Below are 17,701 nucleotides of genomic sequence, written 5' to 3'. Positions count from 1 at the left end.
CCGTATCCATTCAGAATCGAAAGGTCGTCATGCACCGTCGCACACGCCGCCTATTCTCGGCAGCCCTCTCCGCCGTCACCGCGCTCGCCATGATCGGCGTCGCGATACCAGCGGCGGGTAACACCGCTGTGGCCGCCGTCGAGCCAGTTGAGGCCACGATCACCGTGCCCAGGGTCGAGAATCTGCCCAGCGATTTCATCGGCGGTGTCGACGTCTCGTCCGTGCTCTCGCTGGAGGAGTCCGGCGTCGTCTTCCGTGACGCCGACGGCGCACCGGGCGACCTGTTCGAGATCCTCGTCGACTCTGGCGTCACCGATGTGCGCGTGCGGGTATGGAACGACCCTTTCGATGCGTCAGGGAACGGCTACGGCGGAGGTGACGTGGATGTCGACCGCGCGATCGAGATTGCCAAGAGAGCGACAGATGCCGGACTCGGCGTGCTCGTCGACTTCCACTACTCCGACTTCTGGGCAGACCCGGCCAAGCAGCAAGTGCCGAAGGCGTGGGAAGGGCTGAACGCCGACGAGGTCGCGGCGGAGGTCGGAGTCTTCACCAGCGACGCCATGCGCCGGATGGTCGCTGCGGGAGTCGATGTGCAGATGGTGCAGATCGGGAACGAGACGAACAGTGGTGTCGCCGGAGTGCGCGGCTGGGACGACATGTCAAAGGTGTTCTCCGCAGGCTCCGCCGCGGTGCGGGCGGAAGCACCGGATGCTCTGGTCGCCCTGCACTTCACGAACCCCGAGCGGGCCGGCTTCTACGCGAATGTCGCCGCACAGTTGGATCTTCGCGACGTCGACTATGACGTTTTCGCATCCTCGTATTACCCGTTCTGGCACGGCACCCCTGCCAATCTCACCGCAGTGTTGAAGGACATCGCCGACAGCTACGACAAGAAGGTCATGGTCGCTGAAACGTCGTGGGCGTTCACGCTCGAGGACGGCGACGGCCACGGCAACGTGATCGAACTGCCGGAGGAAGCGACACAGTACCCGGTGAGCGTGCAGGGCCAGGCGAACGCCGTACGCGCGGTCGTGCAGGCAGTCGCCGATGTCGGAGATGCCGGTATCGGTGTCTTCTACTGGGAGCCGGCGTGGCTTCCGGTCGGCACGCCGGCGCAGGTTGAGGACAACCGCGTGCTGTGGGAGCGCGACGGCTCCGGGTGGGCATCGAGCTTCGCGGGCGAATACGAACCGGAAGACGCCGGTCAGTGGTTCGGTGGATCCGCGTGGGAGAACCAAGCGCTGTTCGGATTCGATGGCACAGCATCCGACGTGCTGAATATCTTCTCCTATGTGCGCACCGGCGCGACGGCTCCTCGACAGGTGGAGTTGGTGCAGCCGGTCGCACTGCAATTTACCGAGAGGGAAGCAGTGACGCTTCCCGGTGAGGTCACCGTGCAGTACAGCGATGGAACCTCTGAGCAGCAGACGGTCATGTGGCCGGACGCCGTGCAGCACATCGAGGGAGTCGGCACGTACTCGGTCGTGGGTCGAACGGATGCTGGCCTTGATGCGTCCGCCACCATCACGGTCGCCGCGCGCAACCACCTGCTCAATCCTGGGTTCGAGGAGTCAGACACGAGCATGTGGACGACGACCGGGGTCGGCCTGACGCTGCGCTCAGGAGACGACCCGCACGCAGGCTCGTACTCGGCGCACTTCTATGCGGAATCCGCATCGTCCTTCGAGCTGTCACAGACAGTGACGGGACTGCCGGAGGGCGACTATGTCGCTCGCGCCGCGTTGCAGGGTGACGGCGAAGGTGCCGACGGGAAGGTCACGCTTTCACTGTCGACACCGGCGCAAACAGGCACTCCGGTCGCGTTCGCGCTCGACGGGTGGCGTGCGTGGTCGACTCCGACGACCGATGCTGTGCACGTGGACGCCGATGGTGTGGCAACACTGAGTGTGACGGGCGCCCTGCCTGCTGGCGCGTGGGGCACGATCGACGACTTCGAGCTCGTGCGGATGCCGGAAGCCGGTGCCGACACCACGTCACTGCGTGCGCAACGGGATGCCGCCGCAGCGATCGATCCGGCTGAGTATGTCGATGATTCGACGGTCGGGCTGCAGGACGCGATCGAACGCGCAGACATTGTGCTCGCCGCGACGAGCCCGAGCGGCGAGGCCGTAGTGGGTGCGCTGCAGCAGTTGAGCGATGCGCGTGACGCGCTCGTCGTGCTCGACGATGCGACGACCGCTCCTGGCCGCGGCGTGCTGTCCCACGACAACGGCCACGACACCGGTCTGCTCGACGGTGACTTCAGCGTAACGATGAACCTGTGGTGGGGGCAGAATGCCACCAAGCTGCGTCTGTTCGAGAACGGCACGCTGATCGCGACGGTGCCGCTGGACTACAACGGCGATGCGGCGCAGGCGGTTGCCGTCGCCGTGGAGGGCAAAGCAGACGGCACCTACGAGTACACCGGTGAGCTAGTGAATTCGCGCGGCGTCGCGGCCGTGCAGTCGGTCACGGTCACCGTAAAAGATGCAGCGCCAGGCGTTCCCGTTCTCTCCGCGAACAACTGGGACGGCGACGGGAACTACACGGTCACCGCTGATATGTGGTGGGGTACGAACGCGAGCGGCTATCGGCTGTTCGAGGACGACGTTCTACTGACAGAAGGTGAGCTGGTCGCGAACACGCCGGCCGCGCAGCGCATCTCGGTACCGGTCTCCGATCGGGCGACCGGGACGCACACGTACCGCGTCGAGTTCGTGAACTCCGCCGGAGTCAGCACCAGCAAGGTGTTGACGGTCCACGTCGGGTAGGGGTGGCCCCCGGCATCCGTCCCTGACAGGATCGAGTCACTGCACCGATCATTACGAAGGGACGACGATGTCCGATCAAGTGTTCATCTTCATCGCATTGGGGCTGTACTTCGCCGCGATGCTTCTCATCGGCTATCTGGCGTTTCGCCGGACGACCGACCACGAGGACTACATGCTCGGTGGGAGGAGCCTGCCCCCGTGGGTCGCGGCGCTCAGTGCCGGAGCATCCGACATGTCCGGCTGGCTCGTGATGGGGCTCCCAGGAGCCATCTATCTCTCCGGACTCATCGAAGCGTGGATCGCCGTCGGCCTTACGATCGGCGCGTATCTGAACTGGCTGCTCGTGGCCCCGCGCCTGCGTGCGTATACGGAGGTGTCGCGCAACTCGATCACGATTCCGAGCTTCTTCGAGAATCGGCTGCGTGACTCGTCCAGGCTGCTGCGCATCCTCGCCGGCGTTGTGATCCTGGTGTTCTTCACGCTGTACATCTCTTCCGGCATGGTCGCCGGTGGCTTCTTCTTCGAGAGCTCGTTCAATTCCGACTACTTGCTCGGCATGGTGCTGGTGGCTGGTGTCACTCTGCTGTATACGCTGTTCGGGGGCTTCCTCGGAGCCTCGTTTACCGACGTCGTGCAGGGGCTGATGATGCTGATCGCCCTGATCGTCGTTCCGGTTGCTGCGATCATCGCCGTCGGTGGTTTCGGTGAAGTGGCCACCTACGTCGAAGACCTCGCCCCGAACCACATCTCGCTGATCGGCGGAACGGCGCTGACCGGCGGAACGATTCTGGCAATCGTCGGGTCGCTCGCCTGGGGGCTGGGCTACTTCGGCCAACCGCACATCATCGTGCGGTTCATGGCGCTGCGCAACCCCGGTGAGGCGAAGGCGGCGCGCCGTATCGGCATGAGCTGGATGATCATCTCTCTGCTCGGCGCAGTGTTCTCCGGCTTCGTCGGCATCGCCTACATGGCACACCAGGGCATCGACCTCGCGAACGCTGAGACGGTGGTGCTGGTGATGGCGCAGACGCTGCTGCACCCATTCGTCGCAGGTCTCGTGCTGGCTGCGGTGCTCGCGGCGATTATGAGCACGATCTCCAGCCAGCTGATCGTCGCCTCTTCCGCGCTCGTGGAAGACCTCTTCAGAATCGTCAAGAAGGATCCGTCGCCCAAGTTGCTGATGATGCTCGGGCGAATGACCGTGCTCGGCGTCGCTCTCATCGCCGGGCTGCTGGCGATCGTGCCCAATGACACGATCCTCGGGCTGGTCTCGTTCGCGTGGGCTGGCTTCGGGGCTGCGTTCGGGCCGCTGATCCTGCTGAGTCTGTTCTGGCGCAAGCTCACCAACTGGGGTGCGCTGGCCGGCATGTTCGTCGGAGCTGCCGGTGTGTTCGTCTGGAAGGCCGTATGGCCTGAGATGTATGAGCTGCTGCCGGCGTTCATCTGCGCACTGATCGTTGCTGTGGTCGTGAGCCTGCTCACCCATCGCGAAGGATCCGAGCGACAGAGCGAGATCCTGCAGGAGTTCACCGAAACAGGCACGCTGCTGACCGTGAACGGTGTCGGACGCGGCGCGCGGACGGATCGGATGACGCCCTAGTCCGGGCACGCGAAGGGGCGGATGCCGTGGCATCCGCCCCTTCGTCCTGGTTACTTGGCCAGGAACGCTGCCAGTGCGGAGTTGACCTCGTCGGCGTGGGTCCAGAGCAGACCGTGCGGGGCGCCCTCGATCTCGACGTAGTCGGCCTCAGGGAAGGCCTTGTGGAAACGGCGGGCGGTGGCGTCGATCGGCAGGATGTTGTCGCCCGTGCCGTGCAGGATCAGTGCGGGCTTGCCGCTCGCGCGAACCGCCTCGACGTCGCCGCGGAAGTCTTCGATCCAGGCCGACACGACCGCGTATGCAGCAACGGGGGCGCTGCTGGTCGCGACGTTCCAGCTGCCGGTGACGGCCTCTTGGCTGATGCGCGTGCCAAGGTTCTCGTCGAGGTTGTAGAAGTTCTGGAAGAACTGCGTGTACCAGGCGTACCTGTCACCCTTCGCGGCAGCGACGATCCCGTCGAACACGTCCTGCGGCACACCTTCGGGGTTGTCATCCCGGGCGACGAGGAAGGGCTCGAGGGATGCGAGGAAGGCAAGCTTCGCGACACGTTCGTGGCCGTAGCGAGAGACGTAGCGTGCGAGTTCGCCGGTGCCCATCGAGAATCCGACGAGGATGACGTCCTGCAGATCCAGCGTCTCGAGAACCGTGTTCAGATCTGCGGCGAAGGTGTCGTAGTCGTAGCCTGCATTGACCTTGGATGACTGGCCGAAGCCGCGGCGGTCGTAGGTGATGACGCGGTAGCCGTTCGCGAGGAGTTCGCGAGTCTGACGCTCCCAGCTGTGCCCGTCCAGCGGGTATCCGTGGATGAGAACGACGGGCTGACCTGAGCCCTGGTCTTCGTAGTAGAGCTCGACGGGGGTGCTGTTCTCGTTGCCGACGGTGATGCTGCCCATGGTCGTACCTTTCAGATTGGGAGGAGAACGGTCGTTCTCTGGTGATAATGACCACGATAGAGAACGATCGTTCTCATGTCAAGTACACTGGAGAAATGAATGAGGAAGAAGCACGCGAACGCATCCTGGATGCCGCCGAGCAGCTTTACTACGCCAAAGGCTACGCGGCGGTCGGCATGGACGAACTTCGCGCAGCGGCAGGCGTTTCACTGAAGCGCGTGTACACGCTGTTCCCTTCGAAGAACGACATCATCGCGGCGGTATTGGCGCGCAAGCATGAGGAGTGGGAGAGCATGCTGACCGGCGCAGTGGCGGCCGCCGGCGACAGCCCGCGCGCGCGCATGCTGGCCGTGTACGACTTCCTCGAGAGCTGGTTCTGCACTGACGACTTCCGCGGATGCGCGTTCATCAACGCCTTCGGTGAGCTGGGCGGCACGACTCCCGAGATTGCGCAGATCGTCCGCGCACACAAGGCCTCATTCCAGCAGTACATGGCAGGACTCGTCGCCGAGATCGGTGCTCCCCACGCGCTCGGCGCGCAACTGTCGATACTCGCCGAGGGTGCCCAGAGTACGGCGGCGATCTCTGCCGACCCGAAAGTTGCTGCCCAGGCACGGGCCGCAGCTGAGGTGCTCATCGACGCGGCGATGGCCACCGTCTGAGGTGGCGACGGTGCGGAAATAGGGCATCTGCCCGATGTCCTGATGGTGCCTCAGAGCGGAGTGTGGAACTACCGCACAACCGAGGAGTCAGCACCATGTACGAGCACCCGTCCTACACCTACAGCAGTATCGTCGCCGAGCAGGAACGCGTGGATCGCGCCAACGAGCTGCGGCGCATCATCGCCGAGAACCCGTCGAGGGTGGTGGTGTACGAGCGTCCTCTTCTCGCTCGGGTGCGCAAATGGTTCGGCGCTCGACGAGCGGATGCCGCCGCGCCGAGTACACCGCCCGCCAGCCCGCGCGTAGCCGGCGACCACACCGCACTGCGGGCGCACGCGCGGTGACCACCCTTGCGGTGAATACATTCACATCTGAGAACGTCGGCCCTGATGTCCGTGGCGCGTGGCACCATGATGTGGTGACGGTTCCGACGGACAGCACAGCGATGGTGGGTCGCGACGCCGACCTTGTCGCACTGCGGCGCGCGTTCGATCGCGCCGTCGGGGGTGAACCTTCCGCGGTACTCATCGAGGGCGAAGCCGGCATCGGAAAGACGCGTCTGCTGCGAGAATTTCAGGCAGAGGTGGCCGCGCACTCCGACGTCCACGTCGGCCGCTGCCTCGATCTCGGCACGGCCCGCTCCGCATACGGGCCACTCATCCGCATCCTTCGCTCGATCGTTGAACGGCTCGGCGTGACCGAGGCGCGCGCAGCGGTCGGCGCTGGTGCCGAGGCGCTGCGCATGCTCGTCCCCGAACTCGGCAACGGTGCGGTGATGCGAGAGCTCACGAGCCCAGATGCAATGCGCGGCGCGGTCGTCGCCCTGATCGAGGCGTCCGCCGAACGCGCACCGCAGGTCATCGTGATCGAGGACGTGCACTGGGTCGACGACTCCACACTGGGCATGCTCTCGTTCCTGCTGGGCACCCTGCAGTCCGGTCGCGTGCTCGTGATCATCACCTGCCGCAGCGATGATGTGCGACGCGGCGACGCCGTGAGCCGGTTCATCGCCGAGACGACGCGCGCACGCCTCATCGAGCGACTCCCTCTGCAGCGCCTGGACGCGAACGCCACGCGGCAGCTGGCCGAGCAGCTCTCTGGCGGCGCGCTCACCGAAGCTGCTCTGGAGCGTTTGATGGACCGCGCAGAGGGTGTGCCGTTCTTCATCGAAGAGGTTGCATGTTGCGCCGCGGGGCCCCTTCCCGACTCGCTGCGCGAAATGTTGCTCGTGCGGTTCGACCAGCTCGACGACGACGCCCGGCACGTGGTGCGTGTCGCGTCGGGGGCCGAGGGGACGCTGTCCCATACCCTGCTGGCCGAGCTGGCGCGCCTCCCAGACGAGCGCTTCGACGACGCCATTCGGGCGGCGGTACGAGGCGGCATGCTCTCGGTCGACGACGATCAGTACACCTTCCGGCACGCGCTGTTGCGCGAGGCTGTGCATGCTGATCTACTGCCGGGGGAACGCGCGCGACTTCATCGCGGGTACGCCGAAGCTCTCGAAGCCCGTGCCACTTTGCTCGACCGCTGCGATCGGTCCTCGCTCGCGCATCACTGGAGGCTCGCTCAGGTACCGGACCGTGCGCTTGTCGCATCGGTCGCTGCGATGCATGAAGCCAAGAACCGCTTCGCCTTCGCAACGTCGGCCCGCTTCGGGGAGCTGGCCCTGGAACTGTGGGAGCAGGTGCCGGATGCCGAGACCGTCGTCGGCATGTCGCACGTGCACTTGATGCGGCAGCTCGGCTCGATCCTGCGAAATGCGGGCGAAGCGGAGCGCGCGTTGTCCGTCGCCGAGCGCGCCCTCGACCTGATGGATGCGGATGCGGATGCCGATCCCGCCGAGCACGCGCGACTGCTACGGGACAAGGCCCAGTTCCGCAGCAATCTCGGACTGCCCGGCTCGAAGGAGCTCTATTTGCAGGCCCTTGAGATCGTCGACGCCGCCGTCGACGATGACCGACTGCATGCGACGCTTCTCAACCAGATCGCCGGGAAGCACATGCTCGCCTCGATGCCGAGGGAAGCGATCATCACTGCGACGCAGGCGCTCGAAGTCGCGCAGCGTGTCGACGACGCGTACGAAATCTCCGTTGCGCACAACCTCCGCGGGACGTGCCGGGGGTACCTGGGTCAACTCGATGAGGCCTTCGCCGACTTCCGTGAAGCAGATCGGTTCGCGGCACTGAGTAACGGTGGTGCCGAGCTGCGCTACCGGGTCAACTACTCGGACCTCCTCGCGCTTCTCGGCCGACACCACGAAGCGTTCGAGGTCGCGGAGGCCGGTGTCACACGGGCACGTGAGCTGGGCGTCGAACGCGCAACGGGCACGCTCTTGGTGCAGAACATGGTCGAGCCGCTGCTCACGCTCGGCGATATCGACGGTGCGAAGGCACGGTTGTCGGCAGTGCCGATCGGCAGGCCCCAGGTGCTCAACGACCAGTACGTCTTCCTCACCCGCATCCGCATTCTCGCATGGCAGGGCAAGGTCGACGAGGCCGAGCGTCTGCGCGAGGAGTGGATGCCGTCGCTGCGCCGCACCGGCGAACTCGAGCGTCAGGCGTGGTACCGGATCATCGAGGATGACATCGCGCTCGCCGTCGCCCGCGGACAGTGGTCTGACGCCTTGGATACCATCGTCGCGATGACGGAAGACCAGGGTTTCGTGCTGCTGCACGCGTACCGGCTGCTCCTCGAGTCTGGCTGGCTCGTTGCTGAGGTGCGAGCATCCGGTCGGAGCACCGATGCGGCCGTGGCGGCGATCCGCCGTCTCTGGTCAGAACTGCCGGCCACCGTTCGCGCCGACGAATGGGCGACGATCCTCGACGCGATGCTCACCCCATCGATCGACGCGATGCGTGCGGCGATCGATGCCTCCGAGAAATACGACATCCCCGCGATAATGCGCGGCGTCACCCGTCTCGAACTGGCACGGATGCTCGTCGCGACGGGCGACAGAAGTGAGGCTCGGGCGGTGCTGGCGGATGCGTCGAAAGTGGCAACGGCAATCGGACACGAGCCGCTTCGGGAGAGCGTCGAGGCGTTCGGACGAGCGAGCGGAATCAGTGCAAGCGACCGTATCGCCGATGAGCTCGAGCTGACCGCGCGTGAGCAGCAGGTGCTGGACCTGGTCGCCGAAGGACTCAGCAACCGGCAGATCGGTGAGCGACTCTTCATCAGCGTCAAGACGGCGAGTGTGCACGTGTCTGCGATCCTGCGAAAACTGGGCGTTGCCACCCGCACCGAGGCGGCGATGGTGGCTGCGCGGCGGGCTCCAGACGCCGCAACGAGGTAGGGGCCTCAGAGCACCAGGCGATAACCCATCCCGGATTCGGTGAGCAGGTGCGCGGGCGATGCCGGCTCCTGCTCGAGCTTCTTGCGCAGCTGCGACATGTACAGCCGCAGATATCCGGAGTCGGAGACCTGCTCGCTGCCCCAGATCTCCTTGAGCAGATCCTGCCGGGTGACGAGAGCGCCGGGGTGGCGGGCGAGGTGCTCCAGCATCCGCCACTCTGTCGGCGTGAGGTGCACCCGTGTGCCTGCTCGCGTCACGGCCTTCGCGGACAGATCGATCATGACATCGCCAAACTGAACTGTCGCCTCGCCGGTCGCGGGCGATGATCGCCGGGAGAGCGCACGCAAGCGAGCGAGGAGCTCATCCACTTGGAATGGCTTCGTGACGAAGTCGTCGGCTCCGGCATCCAGTGCCTCGACCTTGTCTGCCGATCCGGTGCGGCCGGAAATTACGATGATGGGCGCTGTGGTCCAGCCGCGGAGCGCGTGGATCACCTCGATCCCGTCAAGCCGTGGCATCCCGAGGTCGAGCAAGATGATGTCGGGGTGATTCTGCGCTGCCGCGGCGATCGCGGCGGCACCGTCTGCAGCAGCCACGACGTCGTATCCGTGTGCGGCGAGCGTGATGCGCAGAGCCCGCACCATTTGCGGATCGTCATCGGCGATGAGGAGCTTCACTCTGACTCCTTCGTGTCTGGCGTTTCGGCCGCCAGTGGCAGCGACACGACCATGGTGAGACCGCCGCCAGGGGTATCCTCCGGCGTCAGGCTCCCACCCATCCCCTCGGTGAATCCCTTCGAGAGGGCCAGGCCCAGTCCGAGACCGGTGTTGTTGTCGGTGTCGCCGTAGCGTTGGAACGGCTGGAAGATGCTGCGCTGGCGTTCGAGGGGAACACCTTCGCCATGATCGATGATGCGGATCTCGGCACGCTCGCCAGCCCGAATCGACGAAACAGTGACGCGGCTGCCATCCGGCGAATGCGCCAGCGCGTTGGCGAGCAGATTCACGAGCACCCGCTGCAGCAGCACCGGATCGGCGCGCAGCGGGGGAAGGTCCGGGTCCAGCGCGAGCTCGACGTCGGAGGGGCCGAGGGAGAGCTCGTCGAGAGCAGACAAGACGCTGCCTGCCGCGTCTACCCGTGTCGCGGAGACGGCGAGCACGCCTGCCTGCACTCGGCTCACATCGAGGAGGTCGGTGATCAGCGTCGACAGCGTCGTGAGGCTCTCGTCTGCGGTCGCGAGCAGCTCCGCTCGATCAGATACCGAGAGCTCGTGCGCGCCGCGCAACCCGCCGATCGCGGCGACTGCGGCCGAAAGCGGGCGGCGAAGGTCATGGCTGAGGGCGGACAGCAGGGCGCTGCGCACCTGATCGGTCTCCGCGAGTGCCTCAGCCTCACGTGCCGTGGCACTGAGGTCGGTGTGTTCGATTGCGGCGGAGAGTTGCGCAACGATCACATCCACGAGCCTGCGCGACGGGGCATCAAGCGGCCCGCCGTGCAGCTCCAGAGATGCGCGGGACCCGCCGTCAACACCTTGGCCCACCGGAATCGTGGTCTCACGGCCGTCAGAGACGGGTTCGCCGTCCATCGCCAAGACTTCGCCGTCCGCTCCTACGAGCCGCACACCACTCAGCCCGAACGCCGCCCGCGTGCGGGTGACGAGTGCGAGCACAGCGCTCTCGCCGCGGAGCACATTTCCGGCGACCGAGGCGAGCAGCTCCGCTTCGGCGGTGGCGCGCTGGGCGGCACGTGCACGGTTCGCTGCATGCGCGACGATCAAACCGACCAGCACGGCGATGATCACGTACAGCGCGAGGGCCACGATGTGCAGCGGATGCGCGATCGCGATCGTGAACACGGGCGCGACGAACAGCAGATCGAGCGCGATGCCGGAAAGCAGGGCGGCGAACACCGCCGGTCGCAGCCCTCCGATCATGGCGACGATGACCACGAGCAATTGATATGAGAGCACTTCGTAGGTGATCGACTCTGGACTGCGCAACGAGAACAGCAGCCAGGACAGCAGCGCTCCGCCGATGAGAGCCGCCGCGTACCCGGCGACCTCGCGCCGCCACCCCAGTGCTCCGGTGTCGAGACGCGGCAATCTCACGCCGCCGGAGGCACCAGGCTCAGGCATCCGCTCTACGCTCATGTTCCCTCCGTCCTTGCATCCTAGGCTTCTGGCATCCTCAGTCTTGTGGCGACGCAGTCGTGCTGCTGGCAGATTCAGGCGGGCCAGCCGGTCGACGGACGCGCCGCCCGTTGCTGGCCACCGCTCGGCCTGCGCGTTCCTGACCGGGCAGTGGCCGGGAACGGCGTCCATAGATTATTTCCGAGGAGTCGAGCAGCCACGGCACGAGGGTGATGGTGACGCCGTGTACGAGCATGAGCTGGCTCGCGAGGCGCTGGGCGCGGCGGTTGTGCAGGAACGTTTCCCACCAGTGCCCGACGATGTACCTCGGCAGGTAGACGGTCATCACCGAGGGGCCATTCTTCTCGCGATACTGCGCAATGAACTGCTCGACCGGGTCGGCGAATGCGCGATATGGCGACTCCAGAATCAACAGCGGGATCGGCATCAGATGATCCGCCCACTCCTTCTGCAGTCGGCTGGCCTCATCGGAATCCACGGCGATGTGAATCGCCACGGTCTTGTTGTGCCCGGCGGCCACGGCGTAGTCGATTGCCTTGATGACCGGTTTCTGCAGGCGGCTGACCAGCACGAGAGCCACATCTCCCTGCGCGCCGAAGTGGGTGATGTCATCGATCGCGATCTCATGGTCGACGTCACGGTAGTAGCGCTTCACGCCCATCATCAGGAACGCGAGGATCGGGATGGCGAAGAAGACCAAGTACGCGCCGTGCGTGAACTTCGTGACCGTCACGATCACGAGAACGAGGACGGTGAGAGTCGCTCCAGATGCATTGATGACGAGGCCAGAGCGGGCACTGCGTCGATCGGATGCCGTCACCCTTGTACCGCGCAGCACCCGCCGCCAATGCCTGACCATGCCGATCTGGCCCAGCGAGAACGACACGAAGACACCGATGATGTACAGCTGGATGAGGGTGGTCAGCTTCGCCTGGAAGATGACGAGAACGGCGATCGCGGCGATGCCGAGCAGGATCATGCCGTTGGAGAAGACCAGGCGGTCGCCGCGGGTGTTCAGCGCTTTTGGAGCGTAGCCGTCGCGGGCGAGCACAGCGCCCAGCAGAGGGAAACCGTTGAATGCGGTGTTCGCCGCAAGTAGCAGCACGCAGGCAGTGGTCGCCTGAATGACGAAGAACAGGATGCTGCCGCCGCCGAAGGTCGCCGCGGCGATCTGCGCCATCAGGCTCGGTTGCGGATTTGAGCAGTCGAACCCGATCAGGTCACACGGGTTTTCGGCGTAGTGCACGCCAGTGATGAGCGCGAGCGCGGTGAGGCCGGCGAACAGGCAGATTGCGATTGATCCCATCAGCACGAGTGTGGACTGCGCGTTGCGCACTTTAGGTTCACGGAACGCCGGGACGCCGTTGGAGACCGCCTCCACGCCGGTGAGGGCGGAGCATCCGCTGGAGAAAGCACGCAGAATCAGCAGGATGACCGCTGCCTGGCTGAGGCTCTCGGCGTGAACCGTGAACTCGGCGCTGGAGGCGATCGGCGCATCCCCGAGGAGCGTACGGGCGATTCCGGTGACGATCATGATGCCGACGGATCCGATGAACAGATACGTCGGGATCGCGAACGCGAACGACGCCTCCCGCACCCCCCGCAGATTCACGAGGATGATCGCGACGACGAAGCCGACCGCCATCTCGACCCGCCATGGGTCAAGCCCTGGCAGTGCGGAGATGATGTTGTCCACGCCGGATGCCACGGAGACCGCGACCGTCAGCACGTAGTCGACCAGCAGAGCCGCCGCGACGACGACGCCGGGGATCTCGCCCAGGTTGCGCCGGGCGACCTCATAGTCACCGCCGCCAGACGGATAAGCCTTGATCAGCTGGCGATAGCTGAGGACCACCACGACGAGCAAGACAATCACGGCCGCGGCCACAAGCGGCGAGAAAGACAGGAAGGTCAGGCCGCCGAGCAGCAGGATCATCACCAGCTCCTGCGGAGCGTACGCCACCGAACTCAGCGCGTCTGAGGCGAAGATCGGCAGCGCTCGCCGCTTCGGCAGCAGCTGATCTGAGGCCTGTTCGGAGGAGATGGGGTCGCCGAGCAGAATGCGCTTGACCAGCTGCGGCGCATCCGCATTTTCGCGTGTTTCGTTCGTCACGTCCAGCGACGCTACGCGTGATTGCGGAGCCCAAATGGCATCCTTACGGAATCCATACGGCCAGGGCCTGGACGCTCATGGAACCCTCATGCGCGGTCCGGATGCCACGGCATCCATGCCTGTTAGACGTGCTCACAGCGAAACGTACAGCCCCTTCTGAAGACGGCCGCGTAACGTCGATCTCATGACGACTCTTCAGGTCAGCGAAGACGACATCCACCAGGCCCGCGAGTTGCGTGATGAGTTCCAGCGCTTCCTGCGCGAGTACGAGTTCGGGATGCGCGAGGTCGAGACAAAGATCTCGATCCTGCGCGACGAGTTCCTGCACGATCACGCGTACAACCCGATCGAGCACGTGAAGAGCAGGCTCAAGACGCCGGACAGCATCGTGGAGAAGGTCGCCCGAAAGGGGATCGAAGAGCCGGACTTCGCGCGCATCCGTAAAGAGATCACCGACATCGCCGGTGTCCGTGTGACGTGCAGCTTCGTCGCCGACGTCTACCAGCTGTTCGATCTGCTCACCGAGCAGGACGACATCACGGTGCGCTCGGTGAAGGACTACATCAAAGAGCCCAAGGCCAACGGTTACAAGAGCCTGCACGTGATCATCGAGGTGCCGGTGTTCCTGTCGACCGGGCCGCTGATGGTTCCGGTCGAGGTGCAGTTCCGCACGATAGCGATGGATTTCTGGGCGAGCCTTGAGCACAAGATCTATTACAAGTTCTCCAACCAGGTGCCCTCTCACCTTGTAGAGAGCCTGTCGGATGCCGCGGATGCCGCGAGCGAGCTCGACAGTCGCATGGAGCGGCTGCACCGCGAAGCGCACGGCGTGCCGCGGCGGCAGTTGCCGCCAGCTCCGCCCCGCGTCGTGAAGGTTTAGCCGGCTCTACTCCGGCGCTTTCCCGACCACCACAGGAAGTTCGATGAGTCGTGCCAGCGGCTCTGTGACGGTCCCGTCGAGGCGTTCAAAGAGCATCCGCGCCGCCTGAGCACCCAGCGCGCGCGGATCATGGGAGACGGTGAGTAGTGGAACGGTCAGCAGATCGGCGAGCTCGATGTCATCGAACCCCACGAGCATGGGCGGGGTTGCCAGAGTTCCTTCGCGATGGCGTCTTTCGATCGAGTAGATCGCGCCGATGGTGTTCCGGTTGTTGGCGCTGAAGACGGCGGTCGGCGGGTCGGGAAGGTCGAGCAGGGCGTCCATCGCCCTTCGAGCATCGGAAACGTCCTGCTGTCCGCGTTTGACCAGCGCCGGTTCTGGCACGAGGTCGAACTCGGCGAGCGCTCGGGCGTAGCCGTCATATCGGCGGGCCGCGGTAGACACGGACACCACATTCCCGAGGAACCCGATTCGCCGATGCCCTGACTCGAGCGTCGCTTTGGTCGCCTCGTAAGCACCGTTGACATCATCGAGCAGTACGGTGTCGACGTCCAGCCCGTCGACGGTGCGAGAAGCCAGGACAATGGGCACACGTCCGAGGCTCTCCGGGCGCAGGTGCGCACCGCCCTTGCCGGTGGGCACGACGATGAGCCCTTCGACCTTTCGGCCGATGAAGTCGGAAATCAGCTGCGTCTCACGCGAGAGGTCTTCGCCCGTGTTGCCGAGCAGGATTCGACGATCGTGCTGGGAGGCGACATCTTCCACGCCCAGGGCGAACTGACCGTAGTAGGGGTTGGCGAGGTTGGTGATTGCGACGCCGATGAGGCCCGACGAGTGGCCGGGGCGGATGCTTCTGGCGTTCTCATTGCGGTGGTAGCCGAGCGCCGAGACTGCTTCCATCACGCGTTGCTGAACGGCCGGGCGCACGTTCTTGCCGCCGGACAGCGTGCGGGAAACGGTCATCGGGCTGACCCCGGCGTGCTGCGCCACCTCACGCACAGTGGGGGCAAGTCGCTGCGGCGGATCGATCGAGTCGGCCACGTGCATCCCTCCTCGCATCGAATGCGCGATCATGTCGGCTGCATACACGTTAGCAACGGACGAATCACAGGCGCGTCGCACCGTCTGATCTCGTCACAGTCTATCTGAGTTGGTATCGTTATCAGATGATCTTCGACCCGGATGCATCGCAGCATCACGACTGGCTCGCACACGAGACCGACAGGCTCATCGACTTCTTCGCGATGGACGATGTCGACGCGCGTCTTCGATTCTGCTGGCGCGACAATCAGGGTGCGCCTGTGCCGGAGCGACCGAGACACCTCTACAGCGTCAGTCGGCTCGTCCACTGCTTGAGTATCGAGCACATGCTCGGGCGAGAGAACGCAGGGGCCTGGGCAAGGGAGGGGGTGGAGTTGCTGCTTTCGCAGTTCCTCGACCCGGTGCACGGCGGCTTCTTCGCGGCGATCGGAGACTGCGATGAGATCGTCTCGGCGCGAAAGGATGCGTACGGTCACGCCTTCGTGCTTTTGGCAGGCAACAGTGCAGTGCTGGCGGGGATTGCGGGTGGGGCAGAGCTCTTCGAAGAGGCCCGGCGCCCCATCGACGAGCACCTCTGGGACGATGACGCGCAAGCTGCTCTCGAGTCGTGTGATCGAGACTGGACCTCACCGGACGAATATCGAGGCCAGAATGCCAACATGCATCTGACCGAGGCATATCTGGCTGCCTACGAGCGCACCGGAGAAGAGGTGTTCGCCCAGCGCGCCGAGAGCATCGCCAATCGGCTCATCCTCCACGGCGCCGGGACCAGCCGCTGGCGGATCCCCGAGCACTACACGCCATCGTGGACCGTCGATCGACCATACGGCGCCGACCATCCGGATGACCCATTTCGCCCCTACGGCACACTGACAGGACACTCGCTCGAGTGGGCGCGACTTCTCCTCCAGCTGCGCGCTGTGCGGCCGACAGCGGAATGGACGCTCGACGCGGCGATCAACCTGTTCGACCGCGCGGTGGATGACGGCTGGGACGATGTGCGGGGAGGATTCGTGTATAGCGTGGACTTCGATGGGGCGGTGGTGAATCCGGCTCGGATGCATTGGACCATCGCCGAAGCGATCGGGGCAGCGCTCTGGCTCTATCGGGTCACTGCAGATGCGAAGTATCGCGAGTGGTACATCCGGTTCTGGACATATGCAGAACGACACGTTCTCGATCGCGAGGAAGGGTCATGGTGGCACGAGTTGGACGTCGACAACCGTCCGAATGCAGTGACCTGGGATGGAAAACCTGATCTTTATCACGCGTGGCAGGCGACGCTCTATGCCCGAATTGAAAGCGGTATCGGGGTGGCCAGAGCCGCACGAGACGGCCGCGTCGTGACACCGACCGATGCTGGATCAGGGGAGGCATCCTGATGGGTGACATGACAGGCACGTTGTGGCCGGTGCTGGAAATCGGTGGCACTCATCTGGCCACTGCCGTGATCGACGACCGTGATTGGACAATCGTTCCGGGGTCTGTGTCACATCGTTCATTCGACGCCACCGGGTCTTCGGAGCAGTTGATCGGGGCGATGGCCGATGCCGCCTCCGGCGTCGGCGTTGCACAGGGCGCCGACTGGGCCGTAGCCATTCCCGGGCCCTTCGACTACGAGGCCGGGATCGGACGCTTCGAGCATGTCGGAAAGTTCGACAGCCTGAACGGTGTCGACGTGCGGCAAGGCCTGCGTGCGCAGATCCGACCCACTCCGGCATCGGTTCGATTCCTGAACGACGCCGACGCGTTCGGCGTCGGGGAGTTCGTCGTCGGAGCGGCCCGCGGTCATGACCGCGTCGTCTGCATCACCCTGGGCACCGGTGTGGGATCGGCGTTCCTTGACCGGGGGGAGCCGGTCAATTCCGGTCCGTCCGTCCCTCCGGACGGCAGCGTTCACCTGCTTCGGCATCTCGGCCGTCCCCTGGAGGAGTTCGTGTCGCGGCGGGCGATCCGGCGCGCCTACTCTGTCGCGGTCAGCCTGACGTCAGGGAGTGTCCCCGATGTGCGCGAGATCGCGGAGCGGAGTCGCCAGGGTGATGACGCCGCTGCCGCGGTGCTCAGCGAGGCATTCGAGTCTCTCGGCGTCGCGCTCGGTCCGGTGGCCAAGCGCTTCGAGGCCACGGCCGTGGTCGTGGGCGGATCTATGTCCAGATCATGGGACATTGTCGGGCCCGCCCTCCGTCACGGAATGACGAAAGGCGGGCCCGACAGTTCGACGGTGGCTCTACATCCTGCACAGTTCCCGGCAGAGGCCGCATTCATCGGAGCGGCATACGGGGCGAGCCGAGGTTAGC

Annotated in this window: 13 protein-coding genes; 8 read left to right on the top strand and 5 right to left on the bottom strand. The window is 65.0% G+C overall.

Annotated elements, in window-relative coordinates; genetic code table 11:
• The first annotated feature begins 29 nt into the window (after positions 1–29).
• Both AC1C2O_RS11520 and putP read left to right on the top strand, forming a co-directional pair.
• Positions 30–2,774, top strand: coding sequence for a glycosyl hydrolase 53 family protein (locus tag AC1C2O_RS11520; protein ID WP_495430573.1), 2,745 nt, complete (start codon positions 30–32; stop codon positions 2,772–2,774).
• 67 nt (positions 2,775–2,841) lie between these two features.
• The gene (putP, locus tag AC1C2O_RS11515; RefSeq protein ID WP_495430572.1) at positions 2,842–4,374 is read left to right on the top strand and encodes a sodium/proline symporter PutP; all 1,533 of its coding nucleotides are present in this window, start codon (positions 2,842–2,844) and stop codon (positions 4,372–4,374) included.
• 50 nt (positions 4,375–4,424) lie between these two features.
• Here putP and AC1C2O_RS11510 read toward each other — a convergent pair whose 3' ends face one another.
• On the bottom strand, positions 4,425–5,267 hold the full coding sequence (locus tag AC1C2O_RS11510) for an alpha/beta fold hydrolase (RefSeq protein ID WP_495430571.1): 843 nt from the start codon (positions 5,265–5,267) through the stop codon (positions 4,425–4,427).
• Positions 5,268–5,362: 95 nt separating this feature from the next.
• Here AC1C2O_RS11510 and AC1C2O_RS11505 point away from each other — a divergent pair, with 95 nt between their 5' ends.
• The 3 genes from AC1C2O_RS11505 to AC1C2O_RS11495 all read left to right on the top strand — a co-directional run bounded on the left by AC1C2O_RS11505 (position 5,363) and on the right by AC1C2O_RS11495 (position 9,221).
• On the top strand, positions 5,363–5,929 hold the full coding sequence (locus AC1C2O_RS11505; protein WP_495430570.1) for a TetR/AcrR family transcriptional regulator: 567 nt from the start codon (positions 5,363–5,365) through the stop codon (positions 5,927–5,929).
• A 95-nt stretch (positions 5,930–6,024) separates the two neighbouring features.
• Positions 6,025–6,273: a hypothetical protein gene (locus AC1C2O_RS11500; RefSeq protein ID WP_495430569.1), complete on the top strand. Its 249-nt coding sequence runs from the start codon at positions 6,025–6,027 to the stop codon at positions 6,271–6,273.
• Between the two features lie 74 nt (positions 6,274–6,347).
• Positions 6,348–9,221 (top strand): helix-turn-helix transcriptional regulator, encoded by a 2,874-nt coding sequence (locus AC1C2O_RS11495; protein WP_495430568.1) that lies wholly within the window; start codon positions 6,348–6,350, stop codon positions 9,219–9,221.
• Between the two features lie 5 nt (positions 9,222–9,226).
• Here the strand turns inward: AC1C2O_RS11495 and AC1C2O_RS11490 are convergent, their stop codons facing one another.
• Genes AC1C2O_RS11490 through AC1C2O_RS11480 form a run of 3 tightly spaced genes read right to left on the bottom strand, consistent with a single transcriptional unit; the run spans position 9,227 to position 13,483 of the window.
• Positions 9,227–9,898, bottom strand: coding sequence for a response regulator (locus tag AC1C2O_RS11490; protein ID WP_495430567.1), 672 nt, complete (start codon positions 9,896–9,898; stop codon positions 9,227–9,229).
• The gene (locus tag AC1C2O_RS11485; protein ID WP_495430566.1) at positions 9,895–11,370 is read right to left on the bottom strand and encodes a sensor histidine kinase; all 1,476 of its coding nucleotides are present in this window, start codon (positions 11,368–11,370) and stop codon (positions 9,895–9,897) included. Before AC1C2O_RS11485 ends, AC1C2O_RS11490 begins: the two co-directional genes overlap by 4 nt.
• Before the next feature lie 37 nt (positions 11,371–11,407).
• Entirely contained in the window at positions 11,408–13,483 is a 2,076-nt protein-coding gene (locus AC1C2O_RS11480; protein ID WP_495430565.1) for an APC family permease, read from the bottom strand.
• Positions 13,484–13,667: 184 nt separating this feature from the next.
• On the opposite strand from AC1C2O_RS11480, the gene AC1C2O_RS11475 reads away from it, so the two are divergent.
• On the top strand, positions 13,668–14,363 hold the full coding sequence (locus tag AC1C2O_RS11475) for a GTP pyrophosphokinase (RefSeq protein ID WP_495430564.1): 696 nt from the start codon (positions 13,668–13,670) through the stop codon (positions 14,361–14,363).
• A 6-nt stretch (positions 14,364–14,369) separates the two neighbouring features.
• Here AC1C2O_RS11475 and AC1C2O_RS11470 read toward each other — a convergent pair whose 3' ends face one another.
• Complete coding sequence (locus AC1C2O_RS11470) at positions 14,370–15,404, bottom strand: LacI family DNA-binding transcriptional regulator (RefSeq protein WP_495430563.1); 1,035 nt, start codon at positions 15,402–15,404, stop codon at positions 14,370–14,372.
• Positions 15,405–15,529: 125 nt separating this feature from the next.
• On the opposite strand from AC1C2O_RS11470, the gene AC1C2O_RS11465 reads away from it, so the two are divergent.
• Positions 15,530–16,786: an AGE family epimerase/isomerase gene (locus tag AC1C2O_RS11465; protein ID WP_495430562.1), complete on the top strand. Its 1,257-nt coding sequence runs from the start codon at positions 15,530–15,532 to the stop codon at positions 16,784–16,786.
• Positions 16,786–17,700, top strand: a complete 915-nt coding sequence (locus AC1C2O_RS11460) for an ROK family protein (protein ID WP_495430561.1) — start codon at positions 16,786–16,788, stop codon at positions 17,698–17,700. Before AC1C2O_RS11465 ends, AC1C2O_RS11460 begins: the two co-directional genes overlap by 1 nt.
• Position 17,701 lies beyond the last annotated feature (1 nt).

Source organism: Microbacterium sp. Y355 (assembly GCF_059445345.1).
Note: the sequence above shows the minus strand (reverse complement) of the source record. Positions and strands in the feature narration are given on the sequence as shown.